13 protein-coding genes are annotated in these 14574 nt (G+C 60.5%); 10 read left to right on the forward strand and 3 right to left on the reverse strand.

Annotated elements, in window-relative coordinates:
- Positions 1–115 precede the first annotated feature (115 nt).
- Positions 116–460 (reverse strand): pilin assembly protein, encoded by a 345-nt coding sequence (locus JFT91_RS25575; protein ID WP_201234234.1) that lies wholly within the window; start codon positions 458–460, stop codon positions 116–118.
- Positions 461–674: 214 nt separating this feature from the next.
- Between JFT91_RS25575 and ppc the strand changes: the two genes are divergently transcribed.
- The 7 genes from ppc (at position 675) to JFT91_RS25610 (ending at position 8065) form a co-directional block, all read left to right on the forward strand.
- Positions 675–3305, forward strand: a complete 2631-nt coding sequence (gene ppc / locus JFT91_RS25580; protein WP_201234235.1) for a phosphoenolpyruvate carboxylase — start codon at positions 675–677, stop codon at positions 3303–3305.
- A gap of 301 nt (positions 3306–3606) precedes the next feature.
- Entirely contained in the window at positions 3607–4254 is a 648-nt protein-coding gene (gene adk, locus JFT91_RS25585) for an adenylate kinase (RefSeq protein WP_134176932.1), read from the forward strand.
- Positions 4255–4347: 93 nt separating this feature from the next.
- On the forward strand, positions 4348–5022 hold the full coding sequence (tsaB, locus tag JFT91_RS25590; protein ID WP_201234236.1) for a tRNA (adenosine(37)-N6)-threonylcarbamoyltransferase complex dimerization subunit type 1 TsaB: 675 nt from the start codon (positions 4348–4350) through the stop codon (positions 5020–5022).
- A 324-nt stretch (positions 5023–5346) separates the two neighbouring features.
- Positions 5347–5655, forward strand: a complete 309-nt coding sequence (locus JFT91_RS25595) for a hypothetical protein (RefSeq protein WP_201227792.1) — start codon at positions 5347–5349, stop codon at positions 5653–5655.
- The gene (locus tag JFT91_RS25600) at positions 5655–6515 is read left to right on the forward strand and encodes a DUF72 domain-containing protein (protein WP_201227791.1); all 861 of its coding nucleotides are present in this window, start codon (positions 5655–5657) and stop codon (positions 6513–6515) included. The genes JFT91_RS25595 and JFT91_RS25600 overlap by 1 nt, the downstream gene beginning before the upstream one ends.
- 33 nt (positions 6516–6548) lie before the next feature.
- On the forward strand, positions 6549–7370 hold the full coding sequence (locus JFT91_RS25605; RefSeq protein ID WP_201234237.1) for an isocitrate lyase/PEP mutase family protein: 822 nt from the start codon (positions 6549–6551) through the stop codon (positions 7368–7370).
- A 2-nt stretch (positions 7371–7372) separates the two neighbouring features.
- Positions 7373–8065 (forward strand): extensin-like domain-containing protein, encoded by a 693-nt coding sequence (locus JFT91_RS25610; protein ID WP_201234238.1) that lies wholly within the window; start codon positions 7373–7375, stop codon positions 8063–8065.
- Between the two features lie 3 nt (positions 8066–8068).
- On the opposite strand, the gene JFT91_RS25615 is transcribed toward JFT91_RS25610, so the two are convergent.
- A complete protein-coding gene (locus JFT91_RS25615) occupies positions 8069–8689 on the reverse strand; it encodes an energy transducer TonB (protein WP_201227788.1) in 621 nt (206 codons plus the stop codon).
- Positions 8690–8782: 93 nt separating this feature from the next.
- Between JFT91_RS25615 and JFT91_RS25620 the strand changes: the two genes are divergently transcribed.
- Positions 8783–9565: a class I SAM-dependent methyltransferase gene (locus JFT91_RS25620; RefSeq protein WP_207197013.1), complete on the forward strand. Its 783-nt coding sequence runs from the start codon at positions 8783–8785 to the stop codon at positions 9563–9565.
- A 103-nt stretch (positions 9566–9668) separates the two neighbouring features.
- Here JFT91_RS25620 and JFT91_RS25625 read toward each other — a convergent pair whose 3' ends face one another.
- Entirely contained in the window at positions 9669–10304 is a 636-nt protein-coding gene (locus tag JFT91_RS25625; protein ID WP_201234239.1) for a TetR/AcrR family transcriptional regulator, read from the reverse strand.
- A 94-nt stretch (positions 10305–10398) separates the two neighbouring features.
- Between JFT91_RS25625 and JFT91_RS25630 the strand changes: the two genes are divergently transcribed.
- Both JFT91_RS25630 and JFT91_RS25635 read left to right on the forward strand, forming a co-directional pair.
- Complete coding sequence (locus JFT91_RS25630) at positions 10399–11499, forward strand: efflux RND transporter periplasmic adaptor subunit (protein ID WP_201234240.1); 1101 nt, start codon at positions 10399–10401, stop codon at positions 11497–11499.
- Positions 11500–11505: 6 nt separating this feature from the next.
- Positions 11506–14574, forward strand: coding sequence for an efflux RND transporter permease subunit (locus JFT91_RS25635; protein ID WP_201234241.1), 3069 nt, complete (start codon positions 11506–11508; stop codon positions 14572–14574).

Raw genomic sequence — 14574 nt, forward strand, 5'->3', positions numbered from 1 at the left:
CAATCAATGTGGGAGCGAGCCTGCTCGCGAATGCGGTGTGCCAGTCACCATCAATGTCGACTGATATACCGCTTTCGCGAGCAGGCTCGCTCCCACAGTTTTGGACTAGGTTGTGTCAGTGTTTTTGCTTGCTGGCCGCAGCCGAGAGGTCCTGCAAATGCCGTCGCGACAACGCCAGAAACCGTGGCGTAGGCCCGACGTCTTCATACAACGGATCACCTTCCTCATCGGTCGCCACCACGGTCGAGCCCTTCACATACGGCAGGCTCGCTTCGAATTCCTCAAGCGCAGCGCCGATCAACTCGCCGAGCAATTCTTCGGCATGCCGTTTCGGGTACATTTCGGCAATCGCCGCCAGGCGCGCAGCGGCCTCGACGTCCAGATGAATCGTGTAGCCAGTGTCGGTCAGGCGACCTTTGGCGTTTTCTTCCCAATGCTGGGCGAGTTCACGGATTTTCATGATGACCTCATGTCGCACCTGCGGGTGGCAGGCTTGGGTGAGTGTCCGCCGGGGCCGGCGGCAAGCCGTTGTGCGGCTTACTGTTGAGACTAGCTTTCGGCCACAAGGTTTAAAGTCCCTTCGTCGCCTGCTTGTAAGAAGCGTTCTGGAACGGCACTCTCTAGCCCATGCACTTGTTTCCAAAGCCGTCCGGATTACTGCTGGAGAACTGCTGATGACCGATATTGATGCACGCTTGCGCGAAGACGTTCACCTGCTCGGAGAGCTGTTGGGCAACACCATTCGAGACCAGTACGGCGAGGCCTTTCTCGACAAGATCGAGCAGATCCGCAAGGGCGCCAAGGCTGATCGCCGCGGCTCGATGGACGCTGAACTGAGCGCCAGCCTCAATCAATTGAGCGAAGACGAATTGCTCCCGGTGGCGCGGGCGTTCAACCAGTTTCTCAATCTGGCGAACATCGCCGAGCAGTATCAGTTGATTCATCGTCGCGAAGAGTCGCAGCCCGCACCGTTCGAGTCCCGCGTATTGCCTGAATTGCTTGCACGTCTGCGCAACGAAGGCCACAGCGCCGAGTCGCTGGCCCGGCAACTGGCGCGGCTGGAAATCGAATTGGTACTGACCGCGCACCCGACCGAAGTGGCGCGGCGCACGCTGATCCAGAAGTACGACGCAATTGCCGCGCAACTCGCCGCTCAGGATCATCGCGATCTGACTTCGGCCGAGCGCGAACAGATTCAAAACACCCTACAAAGATTGATCGCTGAAGCCTGGCACACCGAAGAAATTCGCCGTACCCGGCCGACGCCCGTTGACGAGGCCAAATGGGGTTTCGCGGTCATCGAACACTCGCTGTGGCAAGCGATTCCCAACCATATGCGCAAGGCCGACAAGGCCTTGTTTGAAGCAACCGGCCTGCGTCTGCCATTGGAAGCGGCGCCGATCCGCTTCGCGTCGTGGATGGGCGGCGACCGTGACGGTAACCCCAACGTTACCGCGGCAGTGACCCGCGAAGTGTTGCTGTTGGCGCGCTGGATGGCGGCTGATCTGTATCTGCGCGATGTCGATCACCTCGCTGCCGAACTGTCGATGCAACAAGCCAGCGATGCCCTGAAAGCCAAGGCTGGCGACAGCGCGGAACCCTATCGGGCGGTACTCAAACAATTGCGCGAACGCCTGCGTGCGACGCGTAACTGGGCGCATGCCTCGCTGACGGCGAATACCCCGGCACCGGCTGATGTATTGCACAACAATCGTGATTTGCTCGATCCGCTGGAGCTGTGTTTCAACTCGCTGCACGAATGCGGCATGGGCGTGATTGCTGACGGCCCGTTGCTCGATTGCCTGCGCCGGGCGGTGACCTTCGGCCTGTTCCTGGTGCGCCTCGACGTGCGCCAGGATTCGTCGCGGCACACTTCGGCGATGACTGAAATCACCGATTACCTCGGTCTCGGTCGTTTTGAAGATTGGGACGAAGAGCAGCGCATCACCTTCCTGACGCAAGAACTGAATAATCGTCGGCCGTTGCTGCCGGCGCATTTCAAGCCGTCCGCCGATACTGCTGAAGTGCTCAATACCTGCAAGGAAATCGCCGCCGCACCGGGCGCTTCGCTCGGCTCCTATGTGATCTCCATGGCCGGCGCCGCTTCCGACGTCCTCGCCGTGCAGTTGCTGCTCAAAGAGTCCGGCGTGCTGCGGCCGATGCGTGTGGTGCCGCTGTTCGAAACCCTCGCTGACCTGGACAATGCCGGGCCGGTGATGGAGCGTCTGTTGCTGCTGCCGGGTTATCGCGCGCGGCTGCAAGGCCCGCAGGAAGTGATGATCGGTTATTCCGACTCGGCCAAGGATGCTGGCACCACCGCAGCGGCCTGGGCCCAATACCGTGCGCAGGAACGGCTGGTGGAAATCTGCCGCGAGCAACAAGTCGAATTGCTGCTTTTTCACGGTCGCGGTGGCACCGTGGGCCGTGGCGGTGGCCCGGCGCACGCGGCGATTCTGTCGCAGCCACCGGGGTCGGTGGCGGGGCGTTTCCGCACCACTGAGCAGGGGGAAATGATTCGGTTCAAATTCGGTCTGCCGGACATCGCCGAGCAAAACCTCAATCTGTATCTGGCCGCGGTGCTTGAAGCAACACTGCTGCCCCCGCCGCCGCCAACCCCCGAATGGCGTCATCTGATGGACGAATTGGCGGCCGACGGTGTCAGCGCTTATCGCCAGGTCGTGCGCGAGAATCCGCAATTCGTCGAGTATTTCCGTCAGTCCACACCCGAGCAGGAGTTGGGGCGCTTGCCGCTCGGCAGTCGTCCGGCCAAACGTCGAGCGGGCGGCATTGAAAGCCTGCGGGCGATCCCGTGGATCTTCGGCTGGACGCAAACGCGGCTGATGCTGCCGGCCTGGCTTGGCTGGGAATCGGCGTTGAGCAAAGCGCTGGAGCGCGGCGAGGGCGAGTTGCTCGGACAGATGCGCGAGCAATGGCCGTTCTTCCGCACGCGCATCGACATGCTCGAAATGGTCCTGGCCAAGGCTGACGCCGACATTGCGCTGTCCTACGATCAGCGTCTGGTCGAGCCGGACTTGCTGCCGTTGGGCGCGCAGTTACGCGACCTATTGTCGCAGGCGTGCGCGGTGGTACTCGGCCTGACCGGCCAGTCGCAGCTGCTGGCACATAGCCCGGACACCCTTGAATTCATCCGTTTGCGCAACACCTACCTCGACCCGCTGCATCTATTGCAGGCCGAGTTGCTGGCGCGTTCGCGGCAGCAGGAAGTCGAGCAGGGCAGCCCGGTGGAACAAGCGTTGCTGGTGTCTGTGGCGGGGATTGCCGCCGGTTTGCGCAATACCGGCTAAGGTTTTTGCCGTGGCGTGCGGCACCTGGAGTAAACGCCGGATGCCGCTTTGTCTGAACGCTGCAAGTGCGGTCAGGCGACAGTTAATGATGGGGTTGCGACTTGGGTTACCGCGTCGCGAGGTCGCGGTGGGCTTCGGTTTCTCCGACTTTTGGCGTCTTGTGTGGGCGCAGCCTGCTGTGTATCTTGATCAGCCTTTGGCCGTTTGTGCGGCCACGACCCGTATTTTTCAGGATTCGTCCCAAGAGGCGAATCCTTTGTTTTGTAAAAGCTTTTTATAAAAAAATTGAGGAGCACATCTAATGCGCGTCATTCTGCTGGGAGCTCCCGGGGCCGGTAAAGGTACTCAGGCTAAGTTCATCACCGAAAAATTCGGCATTCCGCAAATCTCCACCGGCGACATGCTGCGCGCAGCGGTCAAGGCCGGCACTCCGCTGGGCGTTCAAGCCAAGAGCATCATGGATGCCGGCGGCCTGGTGTCGGATGACCTGATCATCGCCCTGGTTCAGGATCGTATTGCTCAGCCTGACTGCGCCAACGGCTTCCTGTTCGACGGCTTCCCGCGCACCATTCCGCAGGCTGAAGCTCTGGTCACTGCCGGCGTCGAGCTGGATGCAGTGGTTGAAATCGCGGTTGAAGACGAAGAAATCGTTCAGCGTATCGCCGGTCGTCGTGTTCACGAAGCCAGCGGCCGCGTTTACCACATCGTCTACAACCCGCCGAAAATTGCTGGCAAAGACGACATCACCGGCGAAGAGCTGGTACAGCGCAAGGACGACACTGAAGAAACCGTGCGTCATCGCCTGTCGGTCTACCACTCGCAGACCAAGCCGCTGGTGGATTTCTACCAGAAGCTTTCGGCTGCCAACGGCAAGCCGAAGTACAGCCACATCGAAGGCGTGGGTTCGGTTGATGCGATCACCACCAAGGTGCTGGCAGCGCTGAGCTGAAAAGTCTGACTGGCTGCATCATCCACGGCCCGCTTGCGGGCCGTAGTTGTTTATACTGACGCACTTTTTCCCACCCCTGTTTTGGAAACATCGATGAGCACCTTGCTGGCCCTGGACACCGCGACTGAAGCTTGCTCCGTTGCCTTGCTGCATGACGGCAAGGTCACGAGCCATTACGAGGTGATCCCGCGCCTGCACGCGCAGAAGCTGCTGCCGATGATTCAGCAATTGCTCGCCGACGCCGGCACGACCTTGCAAGCGGTCGATGCGATTGCGTTCGGTCGTGGGCCGGGTGCATTTACCGGTGTGCGGATCGCTATCGGTGTGGTGCAAGGGCTGGCGTTCGCGCTGGACCGTCCGGTGTTGCCGGTGTCCAACCTTGCGGTGCTGGCGCAACGTGCGTTGCGTGAGCATGGCGTGAGCCAGGTCGCGGCGGCCATCGATGCGCGCATGGATGAAGTGTATTGGGGTTGCTACCGCGAGACGGCGGGGGAGATGCGCTTGGTCGGCGCCGAAGCGGTGTTGCCGCCGGAAGTCGCGGCGCTACCGGCTGATGCCAGTGGCGAGTGGTTCGGTGCTGGGACAGGCTGGGGTTATGCCGAGCGCATCGCGGTCAATCTGAGCGGCTCCGACGCCGGCATGCTGCCTCACGCCGAAGACCTGCTGACGCTGGCGCGTTTTGCCTGGGAGCGCGGCGAGTCGGTCCCGGCCGACGACGCACAACCGGTTTACCTGCGCGACAAAGTGGCCACCCCCAAGGCTCGTTGATTCACCCGGATGTGTGCCGTTCACTTGTGGTGAGGGGATTTATCCCCGATGGAGTGCGCAGCGCTCCCTCTGCATTCTTCCGGTGAACCGCGTTATCAGCATTTGCGAATGCTGCGCAGCCGGTCGGGGATAAATCCCCTCACCACAAAAGGCCTCTACAAGCTCTTTCTTGAGTGAATGCCTTATTCCAAATTCTGCCAATCGTCAGTTTCCAACCCCGCGCTTTAAACCTTTTGCGCTTTATGTGTTCTAGTTATCACTCGGCAGTTTGCTAAGTCGGTCAAGTGCCGCTAAATTGCCATCATCGATACCGAGCATGAAATTATGCGTATAGACGGCCTTTCCTCTCAGTCCTACCCCATCAAGCGCAAGCCTCGCAAAGGCAATGTGGCGCTGGATGAATCCGTCGACGATATCGACGGCGAGCTGGAATTCCCGAGCGAAGAGCAACTGGCCGCCCGTGCTGCCAAGGCCTCTGCGCAACGCCTGAGCAATCTGCCTGCCCGTCAGCAAGACATGATCTACCACCGTGCGATGAAAAAGAGCGTAGCCATGGCCCTCGCCAGCTACCTGAGCACTGCCGGTTTTGTCGATTGGGATGCGGACGTGCTGGGCCTCGATCTGTATATCTGATGGATCTGCCTTACTACCTCGGTTGCCCGTCCTGGAGTGAAAACGCCTGGCGCGAGTATCTGTATCCGCAAGACGCGAAAACCTCCGAATTCCTCGGCCTCTATTGTCAGGTGTTCAACGCTGTCGAAGGCAACACGACCTTCTATGCCAGCCCGTCGCCCGCCACCGTGCAGCGTTGGGCCGAGGTCATGCCTCAACACTTCCGCTTCACCGCCAAATTCCCCGGTGACATCAGCCACAGCGGTGACTTGCGCGAGCAACTGACCGCTGCCGAAACCTTCCTGCAGCTACTCAAGCCCCTCGGTGAGCGCGTGTCGCCGCTGTGGCTGCAATTGTCGAAAAGCTTTACGCCGCATCGGCTGCCGGAGCTGGCGGCATTCATCGATGCGCTGGACTGCCCGCTGGCGGTGGAGGTGCGCCACGAACAGTTCTTCGCCAAGGGTGAAAGCGAACGCTTGCTCAATCGCTTGCTGCTCGACCGTGGCGTCGAGCGCATCTGCCTTGATCCGCGTGCACTGTTCAGTTGCCTGTCGACCGAGTCTTCGGTGATCCACGCACAATCGAAAAAGCCTCGGGTGCCGACGCGTCCGGCGGCGTTCACGCAATTCCCGCAGGTACGTTTCATCGGCCATCCCGAGCTTGAGGCCAACGACACATTCCTCGTGCCGTGGGTGGCGAAAATCGCCGAGTGGATCGAAGAGGGGCGCACGCCGTACATCTTCCTGCACACCGCCGATAACCTGTTGGCGGCGAAACTGGCGCAACGTTTTCACGCGCAATTGATGCAACGTTTGCCTGGCTTGCCATCGCTGCCTGAGCTATACAGAGAACCCGCCGCCGAGCAGCTTGACCTGCTCTGAGGCGCTTCAGTTTTCCTGCCCAGGAGCTCGCCGATGGACGCGCAAACCCGCAAAGCCCACGCCTTCAAAACCCTGCATGAGCATCCGGGGATTTTCATCATTCCCAATCCGTGGGATGCGGGCTCGGCGAAGATGCTCGCCAGTCTCGGTTATCAGGCCCTGGCGACCACCAGCGCCGGTTATGCGTTTTCCCAGGGCAAGGCCGATGGCGCTTTGAGTCTTGACGAGACCTTGGCCAATGTTCGCGCGATTGTCGCCGCGACGGACTTGCCGGTGGCGGTGGATCTGGAAAACGGTTTCGCCGACGATCCGGCCGAGTGCGCCAAAAGTCTTTTGCGCGCAGCCGACGCGGGCGCGGTGGGCGGCTCGATCGAAGACGCCACTGGCCGCGCCGATGCGCCGATCTATTGCTTTGAACACGCCGTGGCGCGTATCGAAGCTGCCGTCGCCGCAGTGCGCACGCTCCCGTTTCCCTTCACCCTGACGGCCCGTGCGGAGAACTATCTGCACGGCAATCCCGATATCCACGACACCATTCGCCGCTTGCAGGCTTTCGCCGAGGCCGGCGCCGACGTGTTGTATGCGCCGGGTTTGCGCAATGCCGAAGAAGTGCTGGCGGTGGTGCGCGCGGTGGCGCCGAAACCGGTCAACGTGTTGATGTCCGGCGGCTTGAAGCTGACGGTGCAGGAACTGCAAGAAATGGGCGTACGGCGCATCAGCACCGGCTCGGCATTGGCGTTGGCAGCGTTCGGTGAGTTCTATCGTGCGGCGCAAGAGATCCAGCAATCGGGCACGTTCGGCTTTACCTCGCGGTCGATGCCGTACGCCAAGGCCAATCAGTTTTTCAAAGGTTGAGCATGGCGCGTTGGCTTGCACTCAGCGTATTGCTGATCATCGGCGCCGCGTTGGTCAGTGTCTGGCGCGGTTGGCTGGACATCCCGCCGGAGTGGAATCCATGGGCGCCACTGGACGTTAAAGCCACGCCCAATTGGCTGACCGGCTATAAGCTGATGCGTTTGCGTGGTGACCCCGACCTCTGCGCGCAGGCGCTGGCCAGCTCCAATCTGCGCGTCACACGACAATCCGACAGTCCCGACGCCAAGTGCCCGCTGATCGGCGCTTTGCGCGTTCAGGGCGATGAGGTGGCGCTGAGCAGCAGTTTCCTCGCCAGTTGTCCCTTGGCAGTGGCCTACGCGATGTTCGAGCACCACACCCTGCAACCCGCCGCGCAAGCCGTTTACGGCCAGAAAGTAGCGCGCCTCGATCACCTCGGCAGCTTTGCCTGCCGCAATATCTACAATCGCGAGAGCGGCGCACTGAGCCGCCATGCCAGTGCCGATGCGCTGGATATCGCCGGTTTTCGCCTGGCCGACGGGCGCAGCATCAGCGTGCTCAAAGACTGGCCCCGGCAAAATCAGGACGCACAGTTTCTGCGTCAGGTGCGCGATGGCGCCTGTGAGGCGTTCAGTGTGGTGTTAAGTCCGGATTACAACGCCGCCCATCGCAATCACTTTCATGTCGATGTCGGGCGCTGGAGCGTGTGTCGCTGAGATTCAGGCGGCGATGCGCAGGTTCTGCAGAACAATCGGGCGTGCCCAACCGTTATCGAAGTCCAGTGCCTTCTGCTGCTCGACGATCTCTTCCGGCGGGAACGGCGGAAAAGGCTTTTGCAGCAAATCCATGTCGAACTCGGCAATCGGCAGGTACAGCGGGCGTTTCTGCGGCGCGGCGCCAGGTTCCGGTACAGGTTGACCGTTGTTGATCACCACCGGACGTACCCAGCTGCTGTCGAAATCCTGCTGCGCTTGCTGGGCCTTGAGCTCTTCCGGCGGGAACGGTGGGAATGGCTTGTCAGCCAGTTCCATTTCGAATTCGGCGATTGGCAGGAACAGTGGCTCTGGCGGGCGCACTTCGGTTTCAACCACGTCGCATTCACGCTGGCTGACGATGTGCGCGTGCAGGTCGCTGCCGATGGTCGGCTCTTCAGTGCTGCTCAGATCAACCGGTGGAAAGGTGCCGCAAGCCGGCACCACATCACTCGACTGTTCGGCCATCGCCTGGGCAAAGAAATCCTGCCACAGGTGACTGACGCCGCTCAGTGCTTGAGTATTTTGACGGCTAAAGTCGCCATGAGGCGAGATGTAGCCAATCGATGTGGGGAGAATGCCTGACATTTTTTTCGGTTGACGCTCAGCTCTGGCAAAATGCGCGTTGATTGGGTTATCGGCGGTTTCCGCCGATCCTTAACTTTTTTGAGCGTGTTTTCCATGATTGAGCAACCCGCGGCCTGCCGCATCCATGTCCAGCCCCTCGGTCCGACGTTTGCGGCGCAAGCCGAACAGTGGGCCGAACGCCTGGGCCTGCCGCTGGAAGTGGCTGACGGCGAGTTCGCCTTGCAGGTCGGCGAGCAGGGTTTGCAGCTGCAACAACTCGGGCCGGATGCGCCGGGACCGGTGCGCGTGGACTTCGTCGAGGGCGGCGCGGCGCATCGGCGTTTGTACGGCGGCGGCAGCGGGCAGATGATTGCCAAAGCCGTCGGCATCGCTCAAGGCGTACGTCCGCGCGTGCTGGATGCCACGGCGGGCCTGGGCAAGGATGCGTTCGTGCTGGCCAGTCTCGGTTGCGAGATGAGCCTGATCGAGCGCCAGCCGCTGATTGGCGCGCTGCTGGAGGATGGTCTGGCGCGGGCGGCGGAGGATTTCGACGTGGCACCGATCGTGGCGCGAATGAAGTTGCTCAAGGGCAACTCCATCGAGGTCATGCAGAACTGGGAAGGTGAGGCGCCGCAGGTGATCTACCTCGACCCGATGTTTCCGCACCGTGAGAAGACTGCGTTGGTGAAGAAGGAAATGCGTCTGTTCCGGCCATTGGTTGGCGATGATCCGGATGCGCCGGCGTTGCTGAAAGCGGCGTTGGCGCTGGCGACACACCGGGTGGTGGTCAAGCGGCCACGCAAGGCACCGTGCATTGAGGGGCCAAAGCCGAGTCATGCGCTGGATGGCAAATCCAGCCGGTACGATATCTACCCGAAGAAAGCGCTGAAGCCTTAAAACCGAGTCGCCCCAATCGCGAGCAGGCTCACTCCCACACTGGAACGCATTTCAAATGTGGGAGCGAGCCTGCTCGCGAAGGGGCCAGCTAAACACCAGATATTTAGGGCCTATAGGCGCGCATAAACAAAGCCACCACTTCCTGCACATGGCTCTCTGAAGCCTCTTCAGTTAACGGCTCCCCGCAGCCGTACAACAACCGAAAATTCCCCGCGCCCTTGATCAGGCAGAAGAAGTGCTCGGCCGCATTGCGTGGCGAGTCGATGCTCAGCGCGCCGCTGTCATGGATCTGCGTCAGCAGCCTTTCCATCCCTTGCACCATGCGCTGCGGGCCTGCCTCGAAGAAGATCAGCGACAGCTTCGGATCCTGAACGCCCAGCGCCATGATCAAACGGTGCAAATTCACCGACTCATCGCTGTTGATCAGGTGATGAAAGCCTCGGGCAATGTTCAGCAACACATTTTCCACGGCGATGCCTTCGGGCAATTCGAAGAACAGTGGCGGTAATTGCTCCTCGCATTTGGCCACCACGGCGGCGGAAAACAGCGTTTCCTTGTCGTTGAAATGGCTATAGACCGTCAACTTCGACACGCCGGCCTCGCTGGCCACCGCGTCCATGCTGGTGTTGGCATAGCCATGACTCAAAAACAGAATTTTTGCCGCGTCGAGGATTGCCTGGCGCTTGGCCAGATCCTTGGGGCGGCCCGGGCCGTTTGGAGCTGCAAGATTGTTCGACATTCTTCGCTTTTAATACTGGACTGGTGAGTTTGCTATTAATAACATACCGGCCAGTATAATTATTCCAAGCACCATTAGCGAAAGGTCCGTCACCATGTTCCGCCATGCGTTGTCCTTTGCGTTGCCAGTCAGTCTGGCGTTGATATTGTCCGCATGTGGTCAGGAAGAGGCGACGCAAGTCACCGTGCGACCCGCCATGGTGGTGCAGCCAGAGCCTTCGGCGCAGGCGATGGAAAGTTATCCGGGCGAGGTGCGCGCCCGATACGAACCCGATCTGGCGTTCCGCATTAGTGGCAAAGTCAGCCGACGACTGGTCGACGAAGGCCAGCGGGTCAAGGCCGATCAACCGCTCGCCGAACTCGATCCACAGGACGTGCGCCTGCAACTGGACGCCACTCGCGCGCAAGTCGCCGCCGCCGAAGCCAATCTCAACCTGGTGCGTGCCGAACGAGACCGTTACAAGACCCTGATGGATCGGCAGATGGTCAGCCGTTCGGCCTACGACAACGCCGAAAACCTCTATCGCTCCGGCGAAGCGCGCCTCAAACAGATCAAAGCTGAGTTCAACGTTTCGACCAATCAGGCCAGTTACGCGGTATTGCGTGCGCCTCAGGATGGCGTGGTGGCCAAGCGTTCGGTAGAAGTCGGGCAGGTGGTTGCTGCCGGGCAAACCGTGTTTACCCTCGCCACCGATGGCGAGCGCGAAGTCTTGATCAGCCTGCCGGAGCAAAGCTTCGGTCGCTTCAAGGTCGGCCAGCCGGTTACGGTAGAACTCTGGACCCAACAGAACCAACGCTTCGCAGGACAGATTCGCGAATTGTCGCCGGCTGCCGATCCACGTTCACGCACCTTCGCCGCACGTATTTCTTTTACCAGCGGCAAAGTCCCGGCCGAGTTGGGCCAGAGCGCCCGCGTGTTCGTGCAATCGGCCGATACCGTGTCACTGTCGGTGCCACTCTCGGCGCTGACCGCAGAAAACGGCGCGACCTACGTCTGGGTCGTCAGCGCCAACAACACCTTGAAGAAGACCCCTGTGCGCATTGGCCCGTTCGGCGAAAAAACCGTACCGGTGCTTGAGGGGCTGAACGCCAGTGACTGGGTGGTGGCCGCTGGCGTGCATGTGCTGCTCGAAGGTCAGCAGGTGCGTCCGGTGGATCGCTCCAACCGTGTGGTCAATCTGGCGGACAAGGAGTAAGCCCCGATGCGCTTCAACCTTTCCGAATGGGCGCTGCGTAATCGCCAGATCGTACTGTTCCTGATGCTGTTGCTGGCCATTGTTGGCGCTTTGTCCTACACCAAGCTCGGCCAGAGCGAAGACCCGCCGTTCACCTTCAAAGCCATGGTGATTCAGACCCGTTGGCCGGGCGCGACCGCCCAGGAAGTCTCGCGACAGGTCACCGAGCGTATCGAAAAGAAATTGATGGAAACCGGTGAGTACGAGCGCATCGTGTCGTTCTCGCGCCCCGGCGAATCCCAAGTCACGTTCATTGCCCGCGACTCGATGCATTCCAAGGAAATCCCCGACCTCTGGTATCAGGTGCGCAAGAAGGTCAGCGATATCCGCCAGACCTTGCCGCCGGATATTCAGGGGCCTTTCTTCAACGATGAGTTCGGCACCACGTTCGGCAATATCTACGCGCTGACGGGGGACGGTTTCGATTACGCGGTGCTCAAGGATTACGCCGACCGCATCCAGATCCAGCTGCAACGGGTCAAGGATGTCGGCAAGGTCGATTTGCTCGGTTTGCAGGACGAGAAGATCTGGGTCGAGTTGTCCAACGTCAAACTGGCGACCCTCGGCTTGCCGCTGGCGGCGGTGCAACAGGCGCTGCAAGAACAGAACGCGGTGTCGACCGCCGGGTTTTTTGAAACCGGCAGCGAGCGCTTGCAACTGCGGGTCTCGGGAAATTTTCACTCAGTCGATGAGATCAAGAACTTCCCGATCAGGGTCGGCGATCGTACGTTCCGCATCTCCGATGTCGCCGACGTGCGGCGCGGTTTCAACGATCCTCCGGCGCCACGCATGCGCTTCATGGGCGAAGACGCGATTGGTCTGGCCGTGGCGATGAAGGACGGCGGCGACATTCTCGTGCTGGGTAAAGCGCTGGAGGGCGAATTCTCGCGCATCCAGAAAAACCTTCCGGCCGGCATGCAGTTGCGCAAGGTCTCCGACCAGCCGGCGGCGGTGAAAACCGGGGTCGGCGAGTTCGTCCAGGTGTTGGTCGAGGCGTTGGCGATTGTCTTGCTGGTGAGCTTCTTCTCCCTCGGCGTGCGTACGGGCATGGTCGTGGCGCTGACCATTCCGCTGGTGCTGGCGATGACTTTTGCCTGTATGTATTACCTCGGCATCGGCTTGCACAAAATCTCCCTCGGCGCGCTGGTGTTGGCGTTGGGCTTGCTGGTGGATGACGCGATCATCGCCGTGGAAATGATGGCGATCAAAATGGAGCAGGGCTTTGATCGAATCAAAGCCGCGAGCTTCGCCTGGACCAGCACCGCGTTCCCGATGCTCACCGGTACGCTGATCACCGCTGCAGGCTTTCTGCCGATTGCCACCGCGCAGTCCGGCACCGGCGAATACACCCGCTCGATCTTCCAGGTCGTGACCATCGCACTGATTGCCTCGTGGGTGGCGGCGGTGGTGTTCGTGCCGTATCTGGGAGAAAAACTGCTGCCGGATCTGGCGAAAATTCATGCGGCCAAACACGGTACGGGTGACGGGCAACCGGATCCGTATGGCACGCCGTTTTATCAGCGGGTTCGGCGTCTGGTGGAATGGTGCGTGGCGCACCGTAAAACCGTGATCGTGCTGACCGTGGCGCTGTTTATTGCCTCGGTAATGCTGTTCCGTTTCGTCCCGCAGCAATTCTTCCCGGCCTCCAATCGGCTGGAATTGATGGTTGATCTGAAACTGGCCGAGGGCGCTTCGCTGGCCAATACCACTGGTGAGGTCAAACGTCTCGAAGCACTGCTTAAGGATCACGCCGGCATCGACAATTACGTGGCGTATGTGGGCACCGGTTCGCCGCGTTTCTACCTGCCGCTGGATCAGCAATTACCCGCGGCAAGTTTCGCCCAGTTTGTGGTTTTGGCGAAAACCATCGAGGAGCGTGAAGCGCTGCGTACCTGGTTGATCGAGACGCTTGATGAACAATTCCCGGCGATGCGCTCGCGGGTCACGCGGCTGGAAAACGGTCCGCCGGTGGGTTACCCGGTGCAGTTCCGCGTCACCGGTGAACACATCGAAGAAGTCCGCGCGCTGGCCCGCAAGGTCGCGGCCAAGGTTCGCGAGAATCCGCATGTGGTCAATGTGCACCTGGACTGGGAAGAGCCGAGCAAGGTGGTGTACCTGAACATCGATCAGGATCGTGCCAGGGCATTGGGAGTGAGCACGGCCAATCTGGCGAAATTCCTGCAGAGTTCGCTGACCGGTTCGAGTGTCAGTCAGTATCGCGAAGACAACGAATTGATCGAGATTCTGCTGCGCGGCACGGTGCATGAGCGTACTGAGTTGTCGCTGTTGCCAAGCCTGGCGGTGCCGACGGATAACGGTCGCAGCGTGGCGTTGTCGCAGATCGCGACGCTGGAATATGGCTTTGAGGAGGGCATTATCTGGCACCGTAATCGTCTGCCGACGGTGACGGTGCGCGCCGATATTTATGGCAAGGAGCAGCCGGCGACGTTGGTCAAGCAGATCATGCCGACGCTGGATCCGGTTCGCGCTGAGTTGCCGGACGGTTATTTGTTGGATGTCGGTGGCACGGTGGAGGATTCGGAGCGTGGGCAGAAGTCGGTGAACGCCGGGGTGCCGATGTTCATCGTGGTGGTGCTGACGTTGCTGATGGTGCAGTTGCGCAGTTTTTCGCGTACGGCGATGGTGTTTCTGACGGCGCCCTTGGGGTTGATCGGGGTGGTGCTGTTTCTGATGGTGTTCCGCCAGCCGTTCGGGTTTGTGGCGATGTTGGGGACGATTGCGCTGTCGGGGATGATCATGCGCAATTCGGTGATTCTGGTGGATCAGATCGAGCAGGATATTGCCTCCGGGCTCAGGCCTTGGCAGGCGATTATCGAGGCGACTGTGCGGCGGTTTCGACCGATTGTTTTGACGGCGCTGGCGGCCGTGCTGGCGATGATTCCTTTGTCACGGAGCGTGTTTTTCGGGCCGATGGCGGTGGCGATTATGGGGGGGTTGATTGTTGCTACGGCGCTGACGCTTTTGTTTTTGCCGGCGTTGTATGCGGCTTGGTTCCGGGTTCGGCGGGAGGCTTGA

It is taken from the genome of Pseudomonas sp. TH08 (assembly GCF_016651275.1).
In the GTDB taxonomy this organism is placed as follows: Bacteria; Pseudomonadota; Gammaproteobacteria; order Pseudomonadales; family Pseudomonadaceae; genus Aquipseudomonas.